The sequence below is a fragment of the Enterobacter cloacae complex sp. HYC033_NIDB genome, from assembly GCF_056673335.1.
Map to the genome: position 1 here is coordinate 2629607 of NZ_CP115123.1, position 25502 is coordinate 2655108.

Annotated in this window: 28 protein-coding genes; 24 read left to right on the top strand and 4 right to left on the bottom strand. The window is 54.4% G+C overall.

Translation table 11 applies throughout. The annotated features are described in order from the left end of the window. Positions 1-348: 348 nt before the first annotated feature. Entirely contained in the window at positions 349-1296 is a 948-nt protein-coding gene (gene rluC / locus O1721_RS12525) for a 23S rRNA pseudouridine(955/2504/2580) synthase RluC (protein WP_479953024.1), read from the top strand. A 95-nt stretch (positions 1297-1391) separates the two neighbouring features. Here the strand turns inward: rluC and O1721_RS12530 are convergent, their stop codons facing one another. Further along, entirely contained in the window at positions 1392-1976 is a 585-nt protein-coding gene (locus O1721_RS12530) for a Maf family protein (RefSeq protein WP_017693639.1), read from the bottom strand. Between the two features lie 140 nt (positions 1977-2116). Between O1721_RS12530 and yceD the strand changes: the two genes are divergently transcribed. From yceD to ptsG, 14 genes are all read left to right on the top strand, one after another. Beyond that, positions 2117-2638: a 23S rRNA accumulation protein YceD gene (yceD, locus tag O1721_RS12535; RefSeq protein ID WP_003857966.1), complete on the top strand. Its 522-nt coding sequence runs from the start codon at positions 2117-2119 to the stop codon at positions 2636-2638. Between the two features lie 16 nt (positions 2639-2654). Beyond that, on the top strand, positions 2655-2828 hold the full coding sequence (rpmF, locus tag O1721_RS12540; RefSeq protein ID WP_003857964.1) for a 50S ribosomal protein L32: 174 nt from the start codon (positions 2655-2657) through the stop codon (positions 2826-2828). A gap of 81 nt (positions 2829-2909) precedes the next feature. Continuing rightward, a complete protein-coding gene (gene plsX / locus O1721_RS12545; protein WP_017693638.1) occupies positions 2910-3944 on the top strand; it encodes a phosphate acyltransferase PlsX in 1035 nt (344 codons plus the stop codon). A gap of 6 nt (positions 3945-3950) precedes the next feature. Then, a complete protein-coding gene (locus O1721_RS12550; RefSeq protein ID WP_032647990.1) occupies positions 3951-4904 on the top strand; it encodes a beta-ketoacyl-ACP synthase III in 954 nt (317 codons plus the stop codon). 15 nt (positions 4905-4919) lie between these two features. Beyond that, the gene (gene fabD / locus O1721_RS12555; RefSeq protein ID WP_032647992.1) at positions 4920-5849 is read left to right on the top strand and encodes an ACP S-malonyltransferase; all 930 of its coding nucleotides are present in this window, start codon (positions 4920-4922) and stop codon (positions 5847-5849) included. A 12-nt stretch (positions 5850-5861) separates the two neighbouring features. Next, positions 5862-6596 (top strand): 3-oxoacyl-ACP reductase FabG, encoded by a 735-nt coding sequence (gene fabG, locus O1721_RS12560; protein WP_008500795.1) that lies wholly within the window; start codon positions 5862-5864, stop codon positions 6594-6596. A gap of 154 nt (positions 6597-6750) precedes the next feature. Continuing rightward, positions 6751-6987 carry an acyl carrier protein gene (gene acpP / locus O1721_RS12565; protein WP_003857954.1) on the top strand — a complete coding sequence of 79 codons (237 nt, stop codon included), beginning with the start codon at positions 6751-6753 and terminating at the stop codon, positions 6985-6987. Between the two features lie 91 nt (positions 6988-7078). Beyond that, positions 7079-8320: a beta-ketoacyl-ACP synthase II gene (gene fabF / locus O1721_RS12570; RefSeq protein WP_032104090.1), complete on the top strand. Its 1242-nt coding sequence runs from the start codon at positions 7079-7081 to the stop codon at positions 8318-8320. Between the two features lie 120 nt (positions 8321-8440). Continuing rightward, positions 8441-9250 carry an aminodeoxychorismate lyase gene (gene pabC, locus O1721_RS12575; protein WP_032647994.1) on the top strand — a complete coding sequence of 270 codons (810 nt, stop codon included), beginning with the start codon at positions 8441-8443 and terminating at the stop codon, positions 9248-9250. 2 nt (positions 9251-9252) lie between these two features. Then, the gene (gene yceG / locus O1721_RS12580; RefSeq protein WP_017384722.1) at positions 9253-10275 is read left to right on the top strand and encodes a cell division protein YceG; all 1023 of its coding nucleotides are present in this window, start codon (positions 9253-9255) and stop codon (positions 10273-10275) included. Further along, entirely contained in the window at positions 10265-10906 is a 642-nt protein-coding gene (gene tmk / locus O1721_RS12585; protein WP_032647996.1) for a dTMP kinase, read from the top strand. The genes yceG and tmk overlap by 11 nt, the downstream gene beginning before the upstream one ends. Continuing rightward, positions 10903-11907 (top strand): DNA polymerase III subunit delta', encoded by a 1005-nt coding sequence (gene holB, locus O1721_RS12590; RefSeq protein ID WP_032647998.1) that lies wholly within the window; start codon positions 10903-10905, stop codon positions 11905-11907. The genes tmk and holB overlap by 4 nt, the downstream gene beginning before the upstream one ends. 10 nt (positions 11908-11917) lie before the next feature. After that, positions 11918-12712: a metal-dependent hydrolase gene (locus O1721_RS12595; RefSeq protein ID WP_032648000.1), complete on the top strand. Its 795-nt coding sequence runs from the start codon at positions 11918-11920 to the stop codon at positions 12710-12712. Between the two features lie 297 nt (positions 12713-13009). After that, positions 13010-14443, top strand: a complete 1434-nt coding sequence (ptsG, locus tag O1721_RS12600) for a PTS glucose transporter subunit IIBC (protein WP_006809245.1) — start codon at positions 13010-13012, stop codon at positions 14441-14443. A gap of 141 nt (positions 14444-14584) precedes the next feature. Here the strand turns inward: ptsG and fhuE are convergent, their stop codons facing one another. Then, a complete protein-coding gene (gene fhuE, locus O1721_RS12605) occupies positions 14585-16774 on the bottom strand; it encodes a ferric-rhodotorulic acid/ferric-coprogen receptor FhuE (RefSeq protein WP_017693635.1) in 2190 nt (729 codons plus the stop codon). A gap of 353 nt (positions 16775-17127) precedes the next feature. Here fhuE and hinT point away from each other — a divergent pair, with 353 nt between their 5' ends. The 8 genes from hinT (at position 17128) to O1721_RS12645 (ending at position 23211) form a co-directional block, all read left to right on the top strand. Further along, positions 17128-17487: a purine nucleoside phosphoramidase gene (gene hinT / locus O1721_RS12610; RefSeq protein WP_006809243.1), complete on the top strand. Its 360-nt coding sequence runs from the start codon at positions 17128-17130 to the stop codon at positions 17485-17487. Position 17488: 1 nt separating this feature from the next. After that, positions 17489-17863, top strand: a complete 375-nt coding sequence (locus O1721_RS12615) for a YcfL family putative periplasmic lipoprotein (protein WP_003857939.1) — start codon at positions 17489-17491, stop codon at positions 17861-17863. A 13-nt stretch (positions 17864-17876) separates the two neighbouring features. Further along, the gene (lpoB, locus tag O1721_RS12620; protein WP_085939398.1) at positions 17877-18521 is read left to right on the top strand and encodes a penicillin-binding protein activator LpoB; all 645 of its coding nucleotides are present in this window, start codon (positions 17877-17879) and stop codon (positions 18519-18521) included. Then, a complete protein-coding gene (gene thiK / locus O1721_RS12625) occupies positions 18502-19326 on the top strand; it encodes a thiamine kinase (protein WP_017384718.1) in 825 nt (274 codons plus the stop codon). Before lpoB ends, thiK begins: the two co-directional genes overlap by 20 nt. A gap of 11 nt (positions 19327-19337) precedes the next feature. Beyond that, positions 19338-20363 (top strand): beta-N-acetylhexosaminidase, encoded by a 1026-nt coding sequence (nagZ, locus tag O1721_RS12630; protein ID WP_003857934.1) that lies wholly within the window; start codon positions 19338-19340, stop codon positions 20361-20363. 31 nt (positions 20364-20394) lie between these two features. Then, complete coding sequence (ycfP, locus tag O1721_RS12635) at positions 20395-20937, top strand: alpha/beta hydrolase YcfP (protein WP_006809239.1); 543 nt, start codon at positions 20395-20397, stop codon at positions 20935-20937. A 236-nt stretch (positions 20938-21173) separates the two neighbouring features. After that, positions 21174-22478 carry an NAD(P)/FAD-dependent oxidoreductase gene (locus O1721_RS12640; protein WP_017693633.1) on the top strand — a complete coding sequence of 435 codons (1305 nt, stop codon included), beginning with the start codon at positions 21174-21176 and terminating at the stop codon, positions 22476-22478. A 193-nt stretch (positions 22479-22671) separates the two neighbouring features. Then, a complete protein-coding gene (locus O1721_RS12645) occupies positions 22672-23211 on the top strand; it encodes a glycine zipper 2TM domain-containing protein (RefSeq protein ID WP_017384715.1) in 540 nt (179 codons plus the stop codon). Positions 23212-23270: 59 nt separating this feature from the next. On the opposite strand, the gene O1721_RS12650 is transcribed toward O1721_RS12645, so the two are convergent. Further along, positions 23271-23906, bottom strand: coding sequence for a TetR/AcrR family transcriptional regulator (locus O1721_RS12650; RefSeq protein ID WP_015570813.1), 636 nt, complete (start codon positions 23904-23906; stop codon positions 23271-23273). 245 nt (positions 23907-24151) lie between these two features. On the opposite strand from O1721_RS12650, the gene bhsA reads away from it, so the two are divergent. Next, a complete protein-coding gene (gene bhsA, locus O1721_RS12655) occupies positions 24152-24409 on the top strand; it encodes a multiple stress resistance protein BhsA (protein ID WP_006809234.1) in 258 nt (85 codons plus the stop codon). Positions 24410-24486: 77 nt separating this feature from the next. On the opposite strand, the gene ldtC is transcribed toward bhsA, so the two are convergent. Further along, positions 24487-25452, bottom strand: a complete 966-nt coding sequence (ldtC, locus tag O1721_RS12660) for a L,D-transpeptidase LdtC (RefSeq protein WP_032648003.1) — start codon at positions 25450-25452, stop codon at positions 24487-24489. Positions 25453-25502: the final 50 nt, after the last annotated feature.

Sequence of the window (25502 nt, forward strand, 5' to 3'; positions counted from 1 at the left end):
GGGAAGTACTGCAACCCGCAGCCCGCTAACTGCCTGAAAGATCAATACGTCTTACGCCATTGCTGCGTGGATGATCGGTCAGACAAAATTGGTCATTCCGTCGACATCCTTACAAAACCCGGATTTAACGCGGAAAACGGATTCATTATTCCACTGCTCGCCGGGTTATAGCAAGATGACTTTTACCAATTATCACCCGGTTACTCACAGTTTCTTCACTTCAACGGGGTGATTGGTTTAATAACCACCAAATCGATTGCGCGAAAGGGGAGTGGTCCGGATAAAAGTAAATATAAGCATAGAAAAATGAGTGGCGCTAATGTCTGACGCTATTTAGAATCGCCAACCATGAAAACAGAGACTCCAGCCGTAAAAATGGTTGCCATCGCCGACGACGAGGCGGGGCAACGTATCGATAATTTTTTGCGCACCCAGTTGAAGGGCGTGCCAAAAAGTATGATTTATCGCATCTTGCGTAAGGGCGAGGTGCGGGTGAACAAAAAACGCGTGAAGCCAGAGTATAAGCTCGAGGCGGGCGATGAAGTCCGGATTCCACCGGTATGTGTTGCAGAGCGTGAAGAAGAGGTCGTTTCTCCGAAGCTGCAAAAAGTCGCGGCCCTGAGCGACGTTATCCTTTATGAGGACGACCACATTCTGGTGCTGAATAAACCGTCCGGAACGGCGGTACACGGGGGGAGCGGTCTGAGCTTCGGCGTGATTGAAGGGTTACGCGCGCTGCGCCCGGAAGCGCGTTTCCTCGAACTGGTTCACCGTCTTGACCGCGATACCTCTGGCGTGTTGCTGGTGGCGAAAAAACGTTCTGCGCTGCGTTCACTGCATGAACAGCTGCGCGAAAAAGGGATGCAGAAAGATTACCTGGCGCTGGTGCGCGGCCAGTGGCAGTCCCACGTGAAAGTGGTGCAGGCGCCGCTGCTGAAAAATATTCTGCAAAGCGGCGAGCGCATTGTTCGTGTTAATCAGGAAGGGAAACCGTCTGAGACGCGCTTTAAAGTTGAAGAGCGCTACGAATTCGCCACGCTGGTGCGCTGTAGTCCGGTGACGGGGCGTACCCACCAGATTCGCGTCCATACCCAGTTTGCGGGCCATCCGATTGCGTTTGATGACCGCTATGGCGATCGCGAATTTGATAAGCAGCTGGCGGGAACAGGGCTGTCGCGTCTGTTCCTGCACGCGGCAGCGCTGAAATTTACCCATCCTAATACCGGCGAAGTTATCCGTATTGAAGCGCCGCTGGATGAGCAGCTCAAACGCTGTCTCAAAGTTCTGCGCGGCTAAGGTAAATGTAAAACGGCAATGTATATTGCCGTTTTTTATGTTTGCCCCCTCTCCCTGTGGGAGAGGGCCGGGGTGAGGGCATCAGGCCGCAGGGATCACATCGTCAGCGGATTACACTCTTCTCGCCTCAACATCTGGCACAGCGCAATCAGCGGCAACCCCACCAGCGTGTTGGGATCGCGGCCATCGAGCTTGTCGAACAACGCAATCCCTAGTCCTTCACTTTTAAAGCTCCCTGCACAGTTTAGCGGACGTTCCCGACGCACATAATCCATAATCTCCTGCTCGCTAAGATGACGGAAGTGCACATCAAACGGCTCGCACTCGGTTTGCAGATGACCGGAAGCCGAATTATAAAGCGCCAGGCCGGTATAAAAGGTCACGATACCGCCTCGCGCACGCAACAGCTGCTGGCAGGCGTTTTCTTCCGTATGCGGTTTGCCGGTGATTTCGCCGTCCAGCACACAAACCTGATCGGAGCCTATAATCAGATGTGCGGGGTAACGTACGGCCAGCGACTGTGCTTTCTCTTTCGCGAGACGGGTCACCAGATGACGCGGTGACTCGCCCGGCTGTGGCGTTTCATCCACCTCCGGCGCAGCGCATTCAAACGGGATCCCGAGCTTTTCCAGCAGCATTCGGCGATAAGGTGAAGTGGAAGCAAGGACGAGATTTGGCATATTTTTATCACCAGATATAGCGTATCGATGCCAGCCATTTTAAACTACAGGCCGCAATGTGTGCGAATAATTGGCAAAAGGCAGCTCTGGTTGCCTTTTTCTTTGACTCTATGACGTTACAAAGTTAATATGCGCGCCCTATGCAAAAGGTAAAATTACCCCTGACTCTTGATCCGGTTCGTACGGCTCAAAAACGCCTCGATTACGAAGGAATCTATTCTTCCGATCAGGCTGAGCGTATTGCCGAATCTGTAGTCAGTGTGGACAGTGATGTAGAATGCTCCATGTCGTTCGCTATCGACAACCAGCGTCTCGCCGTGTTAACCGGTGATGCAAAGGTGACGGTAACGCTCGAATGTCAGCGTTGCGGGAAACCGTTTGTACAGCATGTTCACACAACGTATTGTTTTAGTCCGGTTCGTTCTGACGAACAGGCTGAAGCACTCCCGGAAGCGTATGAGCCGATTGAGGTTAACGAATTCGGTGAAATCGATCTTCTGGCGCTGGTTGAAGATGAAGTCATCCTCTCCCTGCCAGTCGTTCCGGTGCATGATTCTGAACACTGTGAAGTGTCCGAGGCGGACATGGTCTTTGGGGAACTGCCTGATGAAGCGCAAAAACCAAACCCATTTGCCGTATTAGCCAGCTTAAAGCGTAAGTAATTGAGGAGTAAGGTCCATGGCCGTACAACAGAATAAACCAACCCGTTCCAAACGTGGCATGCGTCGTTCCCATGACGCGCTGACCGCAGTTACCAGCCTGTCTGTAGACAAGACTTCTGGTGAGAAACACCTGCGTCACCACATCACCGCTGACGGTTTCTACCGCGGCCGCAAGGTTATCACTAAGTAATCACGCGTCAGCGTGATTAGGCTTAGTGAGGAACTTCCCCGTGCAAACGGGGAGTTTACCGAACCAGGCTGCGACGATACCTTGACACGTCTAACCCTGGCGTTAGATGTCATGGGGGGAGATTTTGGCCCTACCGTGACAGTGCCTGCAGCATTGCAGGCACTGAATTCTAATTCGCAACTCACACTTCTTTTAGTCGGTAATCCCGACACAATCACGCCATTACTTGCAAAAGCTGACTTTGAACAACGTTCGCGTCTGCAGATTATTCCTGCGCAGTCAGTTATTGCCAGTGATGCCCGGCCATCGCAGGCTATTCGTAATAGTCGTGGCAGCTCTATGCGAATGGCGCTGGAGCTGGTGAAAGAAGGGCGAGCGCAGGCTTGCGTCAGCGCGGGAAATACTGGCGCGCTGATGGGGCTGTCGAAATTATTGCTCAAGCCGATTGAGGGCATTGAGCGTCCGGCGTTGGTGACGGTATTACCGCATCAGCAGAAGGGCAAAACGGTGGTGCTGGATCTGGGCGCTAACGTGGATTGTGATAGTACAATGCTGGCTCAGTTTGCCGTTATGGGGTCGGTGCTGGCAGAAGACGTGGTCGGGATTAACAATCCCCGCGTTGCTTTACTGAATATTGGTGAAGAAGAGACTAAAGGCCTGGACAGTATCCGCGACGCTGCGGAAATACTCAAACAGGTCCCCTCCATCAACTATATTGGTTATCTCGAAGCCAATGAGTTGCTGACGGGCAAAACGGATGTATTAGTGTGTGATGGCTTCACCGGAAACGTGACGTTGAAGACCATGGAAGGGGTCGTACGAATGTTCCTTTCTCTGCTGAAATCGCAGGGAGAAGGTAAAAAAAGGTCCTGGTGGCTGATTTTATTAAAGCGTTGGTTACAAAAAAGCCTGACGCGGCGATTCAGTCACCTCAACCCCGACCAGTATAATGGCGCCTGTCTGTTAGGATTGCGCGGCATCGTGATTAAGAGTCATGGCGCCGCCAATCAGCGAGCATTTACCGTCGCGATTGAACAGGCAGTGCAGGCGGTGCAGCGACAAGTCCCTCAGAGGATTGCCGCTCGCCTGGGATCTGTATTAGCTAAAAGTGACTGAGCGTACATGTATACGAAGATTTTAGGTACCGGCAGCTACCTGCCAACACAAGTGCGTACCAACGCCGATCTTGAAAAAATGGTAGATACGTCTGACGAGTGGATTGTCACGCGCACAGGTATCCGTGAACGTCGTATCGCCGCGCCAGACGAAACCGTGTCCACCATGGGTTACGAAGCCGCACAGCGTGCTATCGAAATGGCTGGCATCGATAAAGAACAGATTGGCTTGATCGTGGTCGCCACCACGTCTGCCACGCATGCCTTCCCAAGCGCAGCGTGCCAGGTGCAGAACATGCTCGGCATTAAAGGCTGCCCGGCATTTGACGTTGCTGCCGCGTGCGCAGGTTTCACCTACGCGCTGAGCGTTGCCGATCAGTATGTTAAATCTGGCGCCGTGAAGTATGCGCTGGTGATCGGCGCTGACGTGCTGGCGCGTACCTGTGATCCAACCGATCGCGGGACGATCATTATTTTTGGTGATGGTGCGGGTGCGGTGCTGCTCGGGCAGTCCGAAGAGCCGGGCATCATCTCCACGCATCTGCATGCCGACGGTAGCTACGGCGAGCTGTTGACCTTGCCAAACGCCGATCGCGTTAATCCGGAAAGCTCCATTCACCTGACAATGGCAGGTAATGAGGTGTTCAAGGTGGCGGTGACTGAGCTTGCACACATTGTTGATGAAACGCTGGAAGCGAACAACCTTGAACGCTCTGCGCTTGACTGGCTGGTGCCGCATCAGGCGAACCTGCGTATTATCAGCGCAACCGCGAAAAAGCTGGGCATGTCGATGGATAATGTTGTGGTGACCCTTGATCGCCATGGCAACACCTCTGCGGCGTCGGTACCGTGCGCATTTGATGAAGCGGTACGCGATGGACGAATCAAACGGGGCCAGTTGGTCTTGCTTGAAGCCTTCGGTGGCGGGTTCACCTGGGGTTCCGCGCTGGTTCGTTTCTAGGATAAGGATTAAAAAATGACGCAATTTGCTTTTGTGTTCCCGGGGCAGGGCTCTCAAACCGTTGGGATGTTGTCTGAAATGGCAGCACACTATCCGGTAATTGAAGAGACTTTCCGTGAAGCTTCTGATGCACTGGGTTATGATCTGTGGGCGTTGACTCAGCAGGGTCCAGCCGAAGAACTGAACAAAACCTGGCAGACTCAGCCAGCACTGCTGACCGCGTCCGTTGCGCTGTGGCGTGTATGGCAGCAGCAGGGCGGCAAAGCGCCTGCACTGCTCGCGGGCCACAGCCTCGGTGAATACTCTGCACTGGTGTGTGCGGGTGTGATCGCCTTTGCTGACGCGGTACGTCTGGTAGAACTGCGCGGTAAATTCATGCAGGAAGCGGTGCCGGAAGGCACGGGTGGCATGTCTGCTATCATCGGTCTGGATGATGCTTCGATTGCAAAAGCGTGTGAAGAATCTGCTGAAGGTCAGGTGGTTTCACCGGTAAACTTTAACTCGCCGGGCCAGGTCGTTATCGCCGGTCATAAAGAAGCGGTTGAACGTGCTGGTGCTGCCTGTAAAGCTGCTGGCGCGAAACGTGCGCTGCCACTGCCGGTCAGCGTTCCGTCACACTGCGCCCTGATGAAGCCAGCCGCCGACAAACTGGCGGTTGAGCTGGAAAAAATTACGTTTAACGCACCGACGATTTCCGTTGTTAACAACGTCGATGTGAAATGCGAAACCGCGCCGGAGGCAATCCGTAACGCGCTGGTTCGCCAGCTTTACAGCCCGGTACAGTGGACCAAAACCGTTGAGTTTATGGCGTCACAGGGCGTTGAGCATCTGTATGAAGTCGGTCCAGGTAAAGTCCTCACCGGCCTGACAAAACGTATTGTTGATACCCTGACTGCCTCGGCCATTAACGAGCCGGAAGCACTGTCAGCGGCACTCGCGCAATAAAAGAGGAATGCCATGAGTTTTGAAGGAAAAATCGCACTGGTTACCGGCGCAAGCCGCGGTATCGGGCGTGCAATTGCTGAAACACTGGTTGCGCGCGGCGCGAAAGTGATTGGTACAGCAACCAGCGAGAATGGCGCTCAGGCCATCAGCGAGTATCTGGGGGCGAACGGTAAAGGTCTGGTACTCAATGTGACCGAACCTGCATCTATCGAATCTGTTCTGGAAAATATTCGCGCAGAGTTTGGCGAAGTCGATATTCTGGTCAATAATGCCGGGATCACGCGCGACAACCTGCTGATGCGAATGAAAGATGACGAGTGGAACGATATTATCGAAACCAACCTGTCATCTGTATTCCGTCTGTCAAAAGCGGTAATGCGCGCTATGATGAAAAAGCGTCATGGTCGTATTATCACTGTTGGTTCTGTGGTTGGTACCATGGGAAATGCTGGTCAGGCTAACTACGCTGCGGCGAAAGCAGGTCTGATTGGCTTCAGTAAGTCGCTGGCACGTGAAGTCGCGTCCCGCGGTATTACTGTAAACGTTGTTGCTCCGGGCTTTATTGAAACGGACATGACGCGTGCGCTGACTGATGAGCAGCGTGCGGGTACGCTGGCGGCAGTTCCGGCGGGTCGTCTTGGCGACCCTAAAGAAATCGCCAGCGCGGTTGCATTTTTAGCCTCTGACGAAGCGGGTTACATCACTGGTGAAACCCTCCACGTCAACGGCGGGATGTACATGGTTTAATCACGATCGAAAATATTTGCGTTATTTGGGCAAATGGCCTCAAAATAACGTAAAATCGTGGTAAGACCTGCCGGGATTTAGTTGCAAATTTTTCAACATTTTATACACTACGAAAACCATCGCGAAAGCGAGTTTTGATAGGAAATTTAAGAGTATGAGCACTATCGAAGAACGCGTTAAGAAAATTATCGGCGAACAGCTGGGCGTTAAGCAGGAAGAAGTTGTGAACTCCGCTTCCTTTGTTGAAGACCTGGGCGCAGATTCTCTTGACACCGTTGAGCTGGTAATGGCTCTGGAAGAAGAGTTTGATACTGAGATTCCGGACGAAGAAGCTGAGAAAATCACCACCGTTCAGGCTGCCATTGATTACATCAACGGTCACCAGGCGTAAGTGAACATCTCCAGGCGGTCATTCGACCGCCTGAGTTTTATCTTTTGTTGTCCCACGAATCTCTTTTTTTATCCCTCCCTGGAGGACAAGCGTGTCTAAGCGTCGTGTAGTTGTGACCGGACTTGGCATGTTGTCTCCTGTCGGCAATACCGTAGAGTCCACCTGGAAAGCTCTCCTTGCCGGTCAGAGCGGCATCAGCCTAATCGACCATTTCGATACTAGCGCCTATGCAACGAAATTTGCTGGCTTAGTAAAGGATTTTAACTGTGAAGAGATCATCTCGCGCAAAGAACAGCGCAAGATGGATGCCTTCATTCAATATGGAATTGTCGCTGGCGTTCAGGCCATGCAGGATTCTGGCCTTGAGATTACGGAAGAGAACGCGACCCGTATCGGCGCCGCTATCGGCTCCGGGATTGGCGGTCTGGGTCTGATCGAAGAAAACCATACATCTCTGATGAATGGCGGCCCGCGTAAAATCAGCCCGTTCTTCGTTCCGTCTACGATTGTCAACATGGTGGCAGGTCACCTGACCATTATGTTCGGCCTGCGTGGCCCAAGCATCTCAATCGCGACAGCCTGTACGTCTGGCGTGCATAACATCGGCCAGGCCGCGCGTATCATTGCGTACGGCGATGCAGATGCTATGGTTGCGGGCGGCGCTGAAAAAGCCAGTACCCCGCTGGGCGTCGGTGGCTTCGGTGCAGCGCGTGCGCTCTCTACCCGAAACGATAATCCGCAGGCGGCGAGCCGTCCGTGGGATAAAGACCGTGATGGTTTCGTGCTGGGTGACGGTGCAGGTATGATCGTACTGGAAGAGTACGAACACGCGAAAAAACGTGGCGCGAAAATTTATGCTGAAGTTGTTGGCTTTGGCATGAGCAGCGATGCTTATCACATGACGTCTCCTCCAGAGAACGGCGCAGGCGCTGCGCTGGCGATGGAAAACGCCATCCGCGATGCGGGCATTACGCCGGCACAGATTGGCTACGTTAACGCCCATGGGACGTCTACCCCTGCGGGCGATAAAGCAGAAGCGCAGGCTGTTAAGTCTATCTTCGGCGAATCTGCCGGCCGCGTAATGGTAAGCTCCACGAAATCCATGACCGGTCACCTGCTGGGTGCTGCGGGAGCAGTAGAGTCAATCTACTCTATTCTCGCGCTGCGCGATCAGGCGGTACCGCCAACCATCAACCTGGATAATCCGGATGAAGGTTGCGATCTGGACTTCGTTCCTCACGAAGCACGCCAGGTTAGCGGTATGGAGTATACCCTGTGTAACTCCTTCGGCTTCGGTGGGACTAACGGTTCTCTGATCTTCAAAAAGGTCTGAGTCTGGTTAGTCGCTGACGATAAAAAAGGTCCGCTTGCCGGGCCTTTTTTATTAGGTGAAATCCCCTTGTCCGGCTGCTCACATCCTGCCAGACTGAGCCTCCACGCATAAGGAGCCACCATGTTTTTAATTAATGGCCTTGAGCAAGACACGCTGCCGGCAAGCGACAGGGCGACCCAGTTTGGCGATGGCTGTTTCACGACTGCGCGTATTCTCAACGGTGGCGTGTGTCTGCTCGGGGCCCATATCCTTCGTTTACAAAAAGCCTGCGAAGCACTACTGATCCCCTTCTCGCAGTGGGACATTCTTGAAAGTGAAATGCGTCGGCTGGCGGCAGATAAGGCAAGCGGCGTCCTGAAAGTCATTATCAGCCGCGGGAGCGGTGGCCGGGGTTATAGCGGATCTGCCTGTCTGCATCCTACGCGGATCCTTTCCGTTTCAGATTATCCTTCCCATTATGCGCACTGGCGTGAAGAGGGCGTAGCCCTGGCGTTAAGTCCGGTACGTCTGGGGCGAAACCCGATGCTCGCGGGTATAAAACATCTCAACCGCCTTGAACAGGTGCTTATTCGTACTCATCTTGAGCAGACGGAGGCCGGGGAGGCGCTGGTTCTTGACAGCGAAGGGTACATTACGGAATGCTGTGCGGCTAATTTACTCTGGCGGAAGGGCAGTGACGTGTTCACGCCTTCGCTGGAGCAGGCCGGCGTCAACGGCATTATGCGGCAGTTTTGTCTGCACCAGCTGGCACGCGCAGGCTTTCGCGTTGTCGAAGTCAACGCTAAGGAAGAGGCGCTGCTGTCCGCCGATGAAGTCGTAATCTGCAATGCGCTGATGCCCGTTGTCCCCGTTCGCGCTTATGGCCGCAAATGCTGGTCATCCCGCGAGCTGTTCCAGTTTCTGGCCCCGTTATGTGAGCAAACCAGGTAGTCATGAAGAAAATGTTACGCTTTGTCCTCCTTCTTATCGTTGCGTTCGGTATCGCTGGCGGAGCGGGAGTGTGGAAAGTCCGTCAGCTGGCGGAGAGTCAGATTCTGATAAAAGACGAGACGATTTTTACCCTGAAAGCGGGGACCGGGCGGCAGGCGCTTGGTCAGCAGCTGTATGACGACAAAATTATCAATCGCCCACGCGTATTCCAGTGGCTGCTGCGTATTGAACCGGACCTGTCCCATTTCAAGGCCGGCACCTATCGCTTTACCCCTGGCATGACCGTGCGCGAGATGCTGCAACTGCTGGAGAGTGGTAAAGAAGCCCAGTTCCCGCTGCGTTTTGTGGAAGGTATGCGTCTGAGCGATTACCTCAGGCAGCTGCGGGACGCGCCATACATTAAGCATACGCTGAAAGATGACCGCTACCAGACCGTGGCAGACGCCTTAAAATTCGAACATCCCGAGTGGGTGGAAGGCTGGTTCTGGCCCGATACGTGGATGTATACGGCAGGCACGACGGATGTGGCCATTCTGAAGCGCGCGCACAACAAAATGGTCGCGGCGGTAGACGCTGCCTGGAAAGGGCGAGCAGAGGGCCTGCCTTATAAAGATCAAAACCAGTTCATGACGATGGCCTCGATCATCGAGAAAGAGACGGCCGTTGCTGCCGAACGTGACCAGGTTGCCTCGGTGTTTATTAACCGTCTGCGCATCGGCATGCGTTTGCAAACCGATCCTACCGTTATCTACGGCATGGGCGAAAACTACAACGGCAGGATTTCCAGAAAAGATCTGGAGACGCCAACGGCGTATAATACCTACGTGATTAGCGGCCTGCCGCCTGGACCGATCGCGACGCCGAGTGAAGCATCGTTGAAGGCCGCCGCGCACCCGGCCAAAACGCCGTATCTCTATTTTGTGGCTGACGGAAAAGGGGGGCATACGTTTAATACCAACCTGGCCAGCCACAATCGCTCCGTTCAGGACTATCTGAAGGCACTTAAGGAAAAAAATGCGCAGTAAATACATTGTCATTGAGGGACTCGAAGGGGCGGGCAAAACCACCGCCCGTAACGTGGTGGTGGATACGCTTACGTCGCTTGGCGTCGCCGACATGGTCTTCACCCGCGAGCCGGGCGGTACGCAGCTGGCGGAAAAACTGCGCAGCCTGGTACTGGATATCAAATCCGTTGGTGATGAAATTATTACCGACAAAGCGGAAGTGCTGATGTTCTATGCGGCGCGCGTTCAGCTGGTGGAGACGGTGATCAAACCCGCTCTGGCAGAAGGGAAATGGGTGATTGGCGATCGCCACGATCTCTCAACCCAGGCGTATCAGGGCGGTGGCCGGGGTATCGACCAGACCATGCTGGCTACGCTTCGCGACGCGGTTCTGGGCGATTTCCGTCCTGACCTGACGCTGTATCTGGACGTGACCCCTGAGGTGGGCCTGAAGCGCGCCCGTGCCCGCGGCGAACTGGACCGCATTGAACAGGAGTCTTTTGATTTCTTTAACCGCACCCGTGCGCGTTATCTGGAACTGGCCGGGCAGGACATGACCATTCGTACCATCGATGCGACGCAATCCCTTGAAGACGTTACGCGTGATATTCAGCAGACCGTTACGCAGTGGCTACAGGAGCAGCAGGCATGAAATGGTATCCATGGTTGCGCCCGCACTTTGAACAGCTGATCGGCAGCTATCAGGTTGGTCGGGGGCATCATGCGTTACTGATCCAGGCGCTGCCGGGAATGGGTGATGATGCGTTGATTTACGCCATCACCCGCTTTCTGATGTGCCAACAGCCGGAAGGACATAAAAGCTGCGGTAAATGCCGGGGTTGCCAGCTTATGCAGGCGGGCACGCATCCTGACTATTACACCCTCGAACCCGAGAAGGGCAAAAATACGCTCGGTATCGACGCGGTGCGTGAGGTCAGTGAGAAACTGTACGAATATGCGCGTCTGGGGGGGGCGAAAGTGGTGTGGCTGAAAGACGCCGCGCTGCTCACGGAAGCCGCAGCCAACGCCCTGTTAAAAACCCTGGAAGAGCCGCCAGAGAATACCTGGTTTTTCCTCTCCTGCCGCGAGCCGGAACGCTTGCTGGCGACGCTGCGCAGTCGCTGCCGTCTTCACCACCTCGCTGTCCCTCAGGAATTCTGGGCGCTCGCCTGGCTTGAGCGAGAAGTGACGGTGTCACAAGATGCGGCGCGCTCGGCGTTGCGCCTGTGCAGCGGTGCGCCTGCGGCTGCGCTGGCCTTATTGCAGCCGGAAGTGTGGTCCCAGCGTGAAACGCTATGTCGTGCGGTTGAATCAGCCCTCGACAGCCATGACTGGCTGAGCGTGCTGCCAGCGCTGAACAGCGATCAGGCACCGGAACGGCTGCACTGGCTGGCCGCGCTGCTGCTGGATGCGCTCAAAATCCAGCAGGGGGCGACGCTTCTGACTAACCCTGACGTGTGGGCGCTGGTCACCACGCTGGCGAATCGCCTGTCAGGGCAGTCGCTGCACGCTATCCTTCATGATATCTGCCAGAGTCGTGAACAACTTTTGACGGTAACCGGTCTCAATCGCGAGCTTTTACTGACCGACCAGTTACTGCGTATCGAACACTACCTGCAACCAGGCGTCATACCGCCGGTTTCCCACCTCTGAGAGAGACATTATGTTTTTAGTCGACTCACACTGCCATCTCGATGGCCTGGATTATCAGTCCCTGCATAAAAATGTGGACGACGTGCTGGCGAAAGCCGCCGCGCGCGATGTGAAATTTTGCCTGGCCGTGGCGACCACGTTGCCGGGTTACCGCGCCATGCGTGAACTGGTAGGCGAGCGCGATAATGTCGTCTTCTCCTGCGGCGTGCATCCGCTGAATCAGGATGAAGCGTACAATATTGAGGATTTACGCCGTCTTGCCGCAGAAGAGGGCGTAGTGGCGATGGGCGAGACCGGTCTCGACTATTTCTACACCCCGGAAACGAAACCTCGCCAGCAGGAATCCTTCCGCAACCACATCCGTATTGGCCGTGAACTGAATAAGCCTGTTATCGTTCATACCCGCGATGCGCGCGCCGACACGCTGGCGATCCTGCGGGAAGAAAAGGTGACGGATTGCGGTGGCGTACTACACTGTTTCACTGAAGACAGAGAAACGGCGGGTAAGCTGCTTGATTTAGGCTTTTATATCTCGTTCTCGGGGATTGTAACGTTCCGGAATGCTGAGCAACTGCGTGATGCGGCGCGATATGTTCCGCTGGATCGTATTCTGGTGGAAACCGATTCCCCGTACCTGGCACCGGTGCCTCATCGCGGCAAAGAAAATCAGCCAGCGATGACCCGGGATGTCGCTGAGTATATGGCCGTTCTGAAAGGTGTCAGTATTGAAGAGCTGGCTCGCGTGACAACGGAAAACTTCGCTAGTCTGTTCCATATCGACCCCGCCCACCTGCAATCTGTCTGATACGCCTGTTATTTTTAGGCTCGTAATTAATAAGTAAAACGAGTAAAGTTCACCGCCTCATTTGGGGCGGTGATGGCGTTTTTAGACACATCCAGACATGCTTTATGTAAATATCTGCAAGTTTTTTGGCCGTCTTGAACTGAAACGTGATAGCCGTCAAACAAACTCAGAGGGAATTATTTTACTCTGTGTAATAAATAAAGGGCGCTTAGATGTCCTGTCCACGGCGCGGTACTCCCCCCGGGCCAATGCGTGAAAACGTAAAAAAAGCACAAATACTCAGGAGCACTCTCAATTATGTTTAAGAATGCATTTGCTAACCTGCAAAAGGTCGGTAAATCGCTGATGCTGCCAGTATCCGTACTGCCTATCGCAGGTATCCTGCTGGGTGTCGGTTCTGCAAACTTCAGCTGGCTGCCAGCCGTAGTTTCCCACGTGATGGCCGAAGCAGGCGGTTCTGTTTTTGCTAACATGCCGCTGATCTTCGCTATCGGTGTTGCTCTGGGCTTCACCAATAACGACGGTGTATCCGCGCTGGCGTCAGTTGTTGCTTACGGCATCATGGTGAAAACCATGGCTGTGGTTGCGCCACTGGTACTGCACTTACCTGCTGAAGAGATTGCCGCTAAGCACCTGGCGGACACCGGTGTTCTCGGTGGTATTATCTCCGGTGCGATTGCAGCGTACATGTTTAACCGCTTTTATCGCATCAAGCTGCCTGAGTATCTGGGCTTCTTCGCGGGTAAACGTTTTGTGCCGATCATTTCTGGTCTGGCCGCGATTTTCACCGGTGTGGTTCTGTCTTTCATCTGGCCACCAATCGGTACGGCAATCCAGACCTTCTCTCAGTGGGCAGCTTACCAGAACCCGGTTGTGGCGTTCGGTATCTACGGCTTCATTGAGCGCTGCCTGGTACCATTTGGTCTGCACCACATCTGGAACGTTCCATTCCAGATGCAGATTGGTGAATACACCAACGCAGCAGGCCAGGTGTTCCACGGCGACATCCCACGCTACATGGCGGGTGACCCAACGGCAGGTAAACTGTCTGGTGGCTTCCTGTTCAAAATGTACGGTCTGCCGGCCGCCGCAATTGCGATCTGGCACTCTGCTAAACCAGAGAACCGTGCAAAAGTGGGCGGTATCATGATCTCCGCAGCGCTGACCTCGTTCCTGACCGGTATCACCGAGCCGATCGAGTTCTCCTTCATGTTCGTTGCGCCGATCCTGTACATCATCCACGCGGTACTGGCAGGTCTGGCATTCCCAATCTGTATCCTGCTGGGTATGCGTGACGGTACGTCCTTCTCTCACGGTCTGATCGACTTCATCGTTCTGTCCGGTAACAGCAGCAAGCTGTGGCTGTTCCCAATTGTGGGTGCGGGCTACGCAGTGGTGTACTACACCGTCTTCCGCGTGCTGATCAAAGCACTGGACCTGAAAACGCCGGGTCGTGAAGATGCTACGGAAGACAGCAAAGCCGGTGTGACCAGCGAAATGGCGCCTGCTCTGGTAGCTGCCTTCGGTGGTAAAGAGAACATCACTAACCTGGACGCGTGTATCACTCGTCTGCGTGTGAGCGTTGCCGACGTTGCGAAAGTAGACCAGCCGGGTCTGAAAAAACTGGGCGCAGCGGGCGTCGTTGTTGCAGGTTCTGGTGTTCAGGCAATCTTCGGTACGAAATCCGATAACCTGAAAACCGAAATGGATGAGTACATCCGCAACAACTAAGCTGTGACCTGGGGAGACTAAGGCAGCCGAATGGCTGCCTTTTTTATTACTGCGGTTTGTGGTGCCGGGTGGCGGCTGCGTCTTACCCGGCCTACGTGATGGGTAGGGCCGGTAAGCGCAGCGCCACCGGGCTTCTGTCACTCAGAAATCGTAGCTCGCGCTCACCGAGACGTTCAGCGGCGCGCCATACACTACATAAGAGCCGACGTAATCGTAATACTCTTTGTCGAACAGGTTGTTGACGTTAGCCTGCACCGCAAAATCTTTGGTGACCTGATAACGGCTGAACAGGTTCACCAGCCCATAGCTGCCTTGCTCCGCGCGGGAACGTCCTGCCGGGCCGCCTTCCACGTCCGTCCACACTTTGTTCTGCCAGTTTACGCCACCGCCCACGGTCAGTTCCGGCAGCATTGGCAACTGATAGCGGGTGAAGAGCTTCATGGTTGTGCGCGGCTGATCGGAGCTGACGGCGTTGCCATTCTTATCTTCTGCGATGTAACGCGTCGCGCCGAAGGTCAGCTGCCAGTTATCGGTCAGGGCACCGTTGAGCTCGAACTCGACCCCTTTGCTGACCACCCCGTCCAGCGATTCATAGATCGACTCACCGCTCGGCATGTAGGTATAGGTGTTGCTGGCGACGTTATCCTGCTCAATGCGGAAAATCGCCAGCGAGGTGGTGAGGCGGGTATTAAACCAGTCCGCCTTCACCCCGGCTTCGTAGCTTTTACCCGTGGTAGGGTCAAGATAACGTCCGCTGGCATCGCGCTTATCCTGCGGCTGGAAGATAGAGGTATAGCTGACGTAGGTCGACCAGTCCTCATTGATGTCATACACCAGGCCGGCGTACGGCGTGACATCATCTTTGGTGCTTTCCAGACGGGTATTCGGCGATCCTGCCGGGTTATAACGAATATTGTATTGGGTGTAGCGCGCGCCCAGGATCAGGTGTAGCGGATCGGCCAGCGAGAAACGAGCCGACGAATAGGCTGAAGACTGGCGAATATCATCCTTGCTGTAGAGTTTCCACGGCGTCCACTGCGGATCGGCGATGTTCCCGTTCCAGTTCTTAAAGTTGCCGACATCAACCATGCCGTATACCGCATCCGGCATGGAGTTGTCGTAATGGTTACGCTGACGGCTGAAGCTGCCGCCGAACATCATTTCGTGCTGACGGCCAAAGAGATCGAAGCCGCCGCGCAGGAAGGCGTCAACCGCATCCTGTTTACGTTCCCCACGGTTCCAGCCGCCGTAACCTACCAGGCCCGCACCGGTCTCTTTATCCGGATAGCCGGACATATACATCAGTTTGGAGTCGAAGTTGGTTTCAGCGTGCATACCGTTGATGTGCGCTTCCCAGCCATTATCGAAACGCTGAGTCAGGTTAGCGAAGATGCGGGTGCTGTCTTTATCTGAATAAGCCCAGTCAGGTGCGACGGTCTGGCTACGATTGTAGTGGGTCTTACTTCCGTCGCTGTACCAGGTCGGCAGCCCGCCCCAGGTCGGGTCGGCGGTATGGCTTTCCTGATACTCATACCCTACCGAGAGGGTGGTGCTGTCGGTGACATCCGCGTCCATCACGCCGTAGAGGAATTTCTTCCGGTAGTGGTAGTTATCCACGAAGCTGTCGTTGTCCTGATAACCCGTAATCAGACGGCCCCGTACCTTACCTGACTCTACCAGCGGCGCCTGGAGATCCAGCACGTAGCGCTGCTTGTCCCAGCTGCCGTAACTGGCGGAGACGTTACCTTTAAATTCCGGGCTGTCCGCGTGCTTACGCACCATATTAACGTACGCCGCCGGGTTGCCCGTGCCGGACATCAGGCCGGTGGCGCCGCGAACCACTTCGATGCGGTCATAAATCGCGGTATCCGCGGCGGTATCACCAAAGTTCCACACTTCACTGATGGAGGTTGGCAGGTCGTCATAGGCGTAGTTGCTGACGAAAAAGCCGCGTGAGTAAAACACGGTACGGTCGCTGTCCTGCACCTGGGCCGTAATGCCCGTGGTATTCGTCAGCACCTGTCCGATGGATTGCAGATTCTGGTCAGCCATACGTTGCTGGCTGATAACGCTGACGGACTGTGGGATGTCGCGGGGAACCAGCAACAGTTTGGTGCCGGTGGTGGTGGTTTTTACGCTGTAATCCTGATCCTGGCTGGCAGAAAGATCCTGTGTGTTGTCAAAACCCCCGTCTACGACGACGGTATCTTCGGTGGTTGAAGCAGCGAAAGCGGCGGTTGGCGTCAATGCCATAGCAATGCAGGCGGCCAGCAACGAAGGTGTTGCGGCAGGCTGATGTTGCCCATCCCTGGTGTGATTAATGAAAGACATCATCAAACCCTTAGTGAATGGTGAAGGTAATTCGCGACAGTCCCGCTAGCACGGGCTGACGTCGTTTTCTATGTTAAAAATGCGCATGAAAATGCAAATGCGAAATATACGCATTGTGATTAACGCTGTAAACAGATGTTTCGGGATGAACTGAAATAAGGTTTCAGAAAAGAAATGTCCTAAAGCGATGCCTCTTCAGCCAGATGGCGGACAATCAGGAAAGAAATCACGGGAGAAGGTTGAAAGGACAGGAGAAACTCGCTCATACTCTTGTCTTGTGTCACGCAGTAAATCAGACAATGTGTGTTAACAACGGACGCACGACGCCAGATTAAACTTAAAAGGAAAAGGTCATGGCTGAAGAAACGATTTTCAGTAAAATTATCCGCCGAGAAATTCCGTCGGATATTGTCTATCAGGATGAACTGGTCACGGCTTTCCGCGACATTTCTCCCCAGGCGCCGACGCACATCCTTATTATTCCCAATATTCTGATCCCGACCGTCAATGACGTTAAAACCGAGCATGAAGTGGCGCTGGGCCGTATGCTTACGGTGGCCGCGAAAATCGCAGAGCAGGAAGGGATTGCTGAAGACGGATACCGTCTGATCATGAACTGTAATCGCCATGGCGGCCAGGAAGTCTATCATATTCATATGCATCTGCTGGGTGGACGTCCACTGGGACCGATGCTGGCACATAAAGGTCTTTAATATGTTAACTGGGCGTATTGCAGCGCTGATCGTGACGCTGGTAATGGTTGGGTGCAGCGCGCGTCCCGCCATCCCGGTCAGTGAAGAACAGACGCTGGTGATGGAGTCCTCAGTGCTTGCTGCGGGCATCACGGCGGAGAAACCTTCGCTGACCATAAGCGAAATCCAGTCTTCAGCCTCCTCTACGCTCTATAACGAAAGGCAAGAGCCAGTGACGGTGCATTATCGCTTCTACTGGTATGACGTGAGAGGTCTTGAGATGCACCCGCTTGAGGCGCCGCGCAGCGTGACTATCCCGGCAAGATCGTCAGTCACGCTCTACGGCAGCGCCAGCTATCTGGGTGCACATAAGGTGAGACTTTATCTTTATTTGTAAGGAGTGAACCTTGATTAAAACAATGAGCCGTTATGCGCTCCTGAGTGCTTTTGCACTCTTTCTGGCGGGTTGTGTGACGCGAACGGAAGAACCAGCACCGGTAGATCAGGCGAAGCCGGGAACGGAACAGCCAACAACGCCAGCGCAGCCTGTTCCAACCGTGCCGTCTGTACCGACCATTCCGGCGCAGCCTGGCCCGATCGAACATCCGGACGACACCGCACAGCCTGCGCCGCGAGTACGCCACTATGACTGGAACGGCGCAATGCAGCCGATGGTGGGCAAAATGTTGCAGGCACAGGGCGTTACGCCCGGTAGCGTGCTGCTGGTGGACAGCGTGAACAACCGTACAAACGGTTCCCTGAATGCGGGAGAAGCGACGGAAACCCTGCGCAACGCGCTGGCAAACAACGGTAAATTTACGCTGGTCTCAGCTCAGCAGCTCGCGGTCGCCAAGCAGCAGCTTGGTCTGTCGCCTCAGGACAGCCTGGGTTCGCGCAGTAAAGCGATGGGTATTGCCCGCAACGTTGGCGCGCAGTATGTCCTTTATTCTAACGCGACAGGCAACGTGAACACGCCGTCGTTGCAGATGCAGTTAATGCTGGTTCAGACCGGCGAAATTATCTGGTCAGGTAAAGGTGCCGTTACGCAACAATAAGCGCACGCGTCATGACGTCCTGACGCGTTATTTCCCTCAGTACCGTGTTATCGCGCCGCAAGCCCCCGCCGGGCTTGGCGGCGCGAGTTGCATTATTGAGCGTGGCGACCATCGGCTGGTTTTACGTCAGCATCACGATGCCGCCGCGCCTGCCTCCCATTTTCGTCGCCAGTTCCGCGCCCTGAAGCGCCTGCCCGCCGACCTTGCGCCACAACCTCATCTCTTTATCAGAGACTGGATGGCGGTGGCGTTTATTGCGGGTGAGATCAAAAGCGAGCTTCCCGATACGCCTGCGCTTGCAGCCATGCTGTATCATCTGCATCGCCAGCCGCGTCTGGGCTGGCGGGTAACGTTACTTCCTTTGCTGGATCACTACTGGCAGCAGGCTGCGCCTGGACGACGCACGCCCTACTGGCTGGCGCAGCTTAAGCGGCTACGCAGAGCGGGAGAGCCGCAGGCGTTACGTCTGGCGCCGCTGCATATGGATGTCCACGCGGGTAATATCGTTCATACCACGGCAGGCGAGAAACTTATCGACTGGGAATATGCCGGAGACGGTGACGTGGCGCTCGAACTCGCTGCGGTCTGGATGCCTGATGAGGCGTCGCGCGAGCAGCTGATAACCGCCTATGCCCGAAACGCCAACATCAATGCGCTCACCCTTGCGCGGCAGGTCGCGCGCTGGCGTCCGTGGGTGTTGATGCTGATGGCGGGATGGTTTGAAATGCGCCTTCAGCAGACAGATGACAAACAATTTATTGCGCTGGCAAATGATGCCTGGCGTCAGTTACAAACGAAAGGATAAGAGAGGTAGGTGTGGGTCCAGTAATGTTGGATGTCGAAGGGTTTGAGCTGGATGCGGAAGAGCGCGAAATTCTGGCGCATCCGCTGGTAGGGGGGCTGATTCTTTTCACCCGCAATTATCATGATCCGGAGCAGTTGCGTGAGCTGGTTCGCCAGATCCGTGCGGCGTCGCGCAATCACCTGGTGGTGGCCGTAGACCAGGAAGGTGGGCGTGTGCAGCGTTTCCGCGAAGGGTTTACCCGTTTACCCGCCGCGCAATCTTTTGCTGCGCTGCTGGGGATCGAAGAGGGCGGTCAACTGGCGCAGGACGCCGGCTGGCTGATGGCCAGCGAGATGATCGCCATGGATATCGACATCAGCTTCGCCCCGGTGCTGGACGTAGGACACATTAGCGCGGCAATTGGTGAGCGTTCGTATCATGACGATCCGCGTATTGCGCTGGCAATGGCGACGCGCTTTATTGACGGTATGCATGCTGCGGGCATGAAAACCACCGGCAAACATTTCCCGGGCCACGGGGCGGTGACGGCGGATTCCCATAAAGAAACCCCGCGCGATCCGCGCCCGGAAGCAGACATTCGCGCTAAAGACATGTCGGTTTTCCGCTCGCTGATCGCTGATAACAAGCTGGATGCCATCATGCCTGCGCACGTCATCTACAGTGAGGTCGATCCGCGTCCGGCCAGCGGCTCTCCGCACTGGCTGAAAACCGTGCTGCGTCAGGAATTAGGCTTCAATGGCGTAATTTTCTCTGACGATTTATCCATGGAAGGGGCGGCGATCATGGGAAGCTATGCCGAACGTGGGCAGGCTTCGCTGGATGCGGGTTGCGATATGATCCTCGTCTGCAATAATCGTAAAGGGGCGGTGAGCGTGCTGGATAACCTGTCGCCGATCAATGCTGAACGTGTTACACAATTGTATCATAAAGGTTCATTTAGTCGTCAGGAGCTGATGGACTCGGCGCGCTGGAAAACGGTAAACGCCCGGCTTGAAGCCCTGAACGAGCGCTGGCAGGCACATAAAGCAGCCCTTTAATTCATCCCGGAAGGCGTAGCGTGGTGAGACGATGATCATTTATTTACACGGTTTTGACTCAAACAGTCCTGGTAATCATGAGAAAGTGCTGCAATTGCAGTTTATCGATCCGGATGTCCGGCTGATCAGTTACAGCACACGTCATCCGAAGCATGACATGCAGCATCTGCTTAAAGAAGTGGATAAAATGTTGCAGCTCAATATCGACGATCGCCCGCTGATCTGCGGCGTGGGGTTAGGAGGATACTGGGCAGAGCGCATCGGTTTTTTGTGCGATATCCGTCAGGTCATTTTTAATCCTAACCTCTTTCCGAACGAAAACATGGAAGGCAAAATCGATCGCCCGGAGGAGTACGCCGACATCGCAACTAAATGCGTGAGCAATTTCCGTGAAAAGAACCGCGATCGGTGTCTGGTGATCCTCTCCCGCAACGATGAAGCGCTGAACAGCTCCCGCGCCGCCGAGCTTCTGCACCATTACTACGAAATTGTCTGGGACGAAGAGCAGACCCACAAGTTCAAAAACATTTCCCCGCACTTGCAGCGTATTAAAGCCTTTAAAACGCTGGGCTGATCTCCCTGAACCTGATAAAGGCCCGGTACGTGAAAGCGTACCGGGCCTCTTTTTTGTCAGAGTTGTCTACTTTTAAACCATCAAAACTTGATACATATCAATTTTGGTATGACCAATGCGCCTGACGTGCTATTCTCAATGAATCTGAATGGTTTCAGTGCAGTAACCTGTTGTTAATTAAGGGTTATTTATATAACTTTTAATTAACAATTGGTTAATAATTTGAGGGGGTCACGTTGACTACGCCATTGAAAAAGATAGTGATTGTCGGCGGTGGTGCTGGCGGACTGGAGCTCGCGACACAGCTGGGTAAGAAGCTGGGTCGCGGTAAGAAAGCCAAAATCACGCTGGTGGATCGTAACCACAGTCATCTGTGGAAGCCGTTACTGCACGAAGTGGCGACCGGGTCGCTGGATGAGGGCGTGGATGCGCTGAGCTATCTGGCGCATGCGCGTAACCACCACTTCCAGTTCCAGCTGGGTTCGGTGGTGGATATCAATCGTGAAAACAAAACCATCACGCTGGCTGAGCTGCGTGATGATAAAGGCGAGTTGCTGGTTCCTGAGCGCAAGCTGGCCTATGACACGCTGGTGATGGCCCTGGGCAGTACCTCCAATGATTTCAACACCCCAGGCGTAAAAGAGCACTGCATCTTCCTGGATAACCCGCATCAGGCGCGTCGTTTCCATCAGGAGATGCTTAACCTGTTCCTGAAGTACACCAACAACATGGGTGCTAACGGCAAGGTCAACATTGCTATCGTGGGCGGCGGCGCAACGGGCGTTGAATTATCGGCGGAGTTGCACAATGCGGTCAAACAGCTGCACAGCTACGGCTACAAAGGGCTGACTAACGAAGCGCTGAATGTGACGCTGGTGGAAGCAGGTGAACGTATTCTGCCTGCGCTGCCGCCGCGTATTTCCGGCGCGGCGCACAACGAGCTGACCAAACTGGGCGTGCGCGTGCTGACCCAGACCATGGTGACCAGCGCGGATGAGGGCGGCCTGCATACCAAAGACGGCGAATATATCCAGGCCGACCTGATGGTTTGGGCTGCGGGGATCAAAGCGCCTGATTTCATGAAAGATATCGGTGGGCTGGAGACGAACCGCATTAACCAGCTGGTGACAGAGCCGACGCTGCAAACCACGCGCGATCCGGACATCTTCGCCATTGGCGACTGTGCCTCCTGCGCACGTCCGGAAGGCGGATTTGTACCGCCTCGCGCTCAGGCCGCGCACCAGATGGCAAGCCTCGTGCTGCATAACATCCTGGCGCAGATGAAAGGCAAACCGATGAAAGCCTATGTCTACAAAGACCACGGCTCTCTGGTGTCGCTCTCAAACTTCTCCACCGTGGGCAGCCTGATGGGTAACCTGATGCGCGGCTCCATGATGGTGGAAGGGCGCATCGCCCGCTTCGTGTACATTTCTCTGTACCGTATGCACCAGATTGCGCTGCACGGCTACTTCAAAACCGGCCTGATGATGCTGGTTGGCCGCATCAACCGCGTGATCCGTCCACGCCTGAAGCTGCACTAATTTCTCTCTCCCTCCGGGCCCTCCGGAGGGAATTCTTAGCACATCATGCTGTGCATTTCCCTCCTGACGCTTAAGAGTTCTCTTAAACCCACGTTGTCCCGGTCAACAGCCCTGATTTTGATCCTTTATCTTATTGGCGAAGCGTTTATTGCGCTGCAAAATTGCTACCAATTGCAACAAAGGAGGAAGTCCCGTGAATAAATCAATGTTGGCGGGTATAGGGATTGGCGTCGCAGCTGCGTTAGGTGTGGCTGCCGTTGCCAGTCTGAACGTACTTGATCGTGGCCCGCAGTATGCGCAGGTGGTTTCCGCTACACCGATCAAAGAGACGGTCAAGACGCCTCGTCAGGAGTGCCGTAATGTTTCTGTCACCCACCGTCGTCCGGTTCAGGATGAAAACCGTATCGCTGGCTCCGTGCTGGGCGCGGTTGCTGGTGGGGTGATTGGTCATCAGTTTGGTGGCGGCCGTGGTAAGGATGTCGCGACGGTGGTTGGTGCGCTGGGTGGCGGTTATGCCGGTAACCAGGTACAGGGCGCGATGCAGGAAAATGATACCTACACCACAACGCAGCAGCGCTGTAAAACCGTGTATGACAAGTCTGAAAAAATGTTGGGCTACGACGTAACCTACAAAATTGGCGATCAGCAGGGCAAAATCCGCATGGATAAAGATCCTGGCACGCAGATCCCTCTCGACAGCAACGGTCAGCTGATACTGAATAACAAAGTGTAAAAAAGATGTTCTCTGAACTTAGCTCCTCATGCGCTCAGGCTGAGGAGCTTTTTTTTGCGTCAGAGTTTAAGAAGTTCAGGCCACAGGCGCAGCGTTGTTTGCGTAATCCCCTGCAATTTTTCCAGCGTCGCGCCTTCACGGGCGCTGATGGACATCCCCTGTAAAATACAGCTCAGATACTGGGAAAGCTCCTGCGGACGGCAATGCGCCGGTATTTCGCCGCGCTGCTGACGCTGAGCCAGAAACGTGCTGAGCGTCTCCTCCTGCATCGCATGTCGCGATTTGACCGTGTTGGCAATCTCTTTAGACGATGCCGCGAGGGTCGCGGAGGTGTTGATCATAAAACAGCCCGCAGGCGTGTCCTTGCTGGTATAGCAGGTCGCGATTGCCGTGAAATAATCCTGCAATGCCTGCTCAACCGTTTTTTCTTCGCAGAACAGCTGGGCTTCATGTTTTGCCGCGAAGCGCGCGATGTATCTGTCCAGAACGGCCCGGAATAAGCCTTCTTTGTTGGTGAACTCTGCGTACAGGGTAGGGGCTTTCGCGCCCGTTGCTTCCACGAGATCGGAAAGCGACGTGGCTTCATACCCATGCTGCCAGAAGAGCGTCATGGCCTTATCGAGCGCCGCATCCCTGTCGAACACTTTTGGTCGGCCACGGCTTTTCTTCGCGCAACGCGTGACATCGGTTGTCATGTGCCGTTGGTCCTCTGTTGTTTTGTTGAATAGTCATTATAAAAATAAACGTCTGCAACGACCAGCGGTGATTTCTGAAAAATAATTTAATTTTATCTTTATGAAATATAAGGCAAATGAAATTAATTTAACGACCATTATAAAAATGAGTTGACGTGTGACCTGGATCACATCTATCATTTACCTATCGATCGTTAACTAAATAACTAACGACCACTACATCATCTGCCTAAAGGTATAAAATCATGAAAAACGTTAAAACCCTCATCGCTGCCGCCGTTCTGAGCTCACTCTCTTTCGCAAGCTTCGCTGCTGTTGAAGTGCAATCCACGCCAGCAGACCAGCAGAAAGTCGGTACCATCTCTGCCACTGCCGGGACTAACCTGGGCTCTCTGGAAGATCAGCTGGCACAAAAAGCTGACGAAATGGGTGCGAAATCATTCCGCATCACCTCTGTGACCGGTCCTAACACCCTGCACGGTACCGCAGTTATCTACAAATAAGCGTAACGCAACCCTCCGTTATGCCACTGCAATAAAAAACGCCCTGCTCATGCAGGGCGTTTGTCGTTATTACTGCTTTACATTGATTGCTGGGCAACCTCATGATGCCGCGTGACATCGGTTGGCATCCCCGAGCGCGCTTCCATCGCCCGCTCCATCACCGCGCCATCGGTATTGGCATTCGTTTTAAAACTCACCATCGAGGCATTCAGATTAATTGGCAGCGTCTGCGGATCGTCATTGATTTTTTTCGATAGCGGCTGGTGGATCTCAACCAGACGGACGCCACCCGGCTCTTCAGACACTTTAATCGGTGTATTAATGATATTCACTTTCGTGCCAGGGGCGATCACGCGGTAGAGCGTTTTGATATCGTCATCGCGCAGGCGAATGCAGCCGGAGCTGACGCGCATCCCGATCCCGAAATCCGCATTCGTTCCGTGCAGAAGATAAACCCCACCGTATGCCGCCAGGCGAATCGCATGGTGCCCCATCGGATTATCCGGGCCAGCAGGCACCACGGCAGGCAGGTCGATACCTTGAGCTTTATAACGGGCGCGAATGTTTGCCGTCGGGGTCCAGGTTGGATTAGCGCGCTTATCAGAGACGGTGGTGACCATGGTAGGCGTGAGCGTATCGCCCCCCAACTGACCAATACCGATAGGGTAGACGGTCACTTCGTTCTTGCCCGGCGGGTAGTAATACAGACGCAGCTCGGCGAGATTAATCACAATGCCCTGACGCGGCGCGTCCGGCAGGATGGTTTGCAGCGGAATCGTCAGTACGCTGCCTGCCCGGGGCACGTATGGATCTACGCCCGGGTTGGCCTGCAACAGCGCCAGGAACCCGACGTTATATTTTTTGGCAATCGCTTCCAGCGAACCGCCATCGTTTTCAACCACGTGAAAGCGGTTTTCACCTACGACGTTGCTGCCGGCAGGCGGAAGAGGCCAGGTATTTGCGCGAGCAGGGAGCGCGACGGCAACCGTCGCGGCCAGCGCAAACAGAGTTAACCAGCGGGTAAAACGCGAAGAAATCATCATTATCATAATCCATACAAATGATAAGGTTATTGTTTTATAAGGCGTTAATG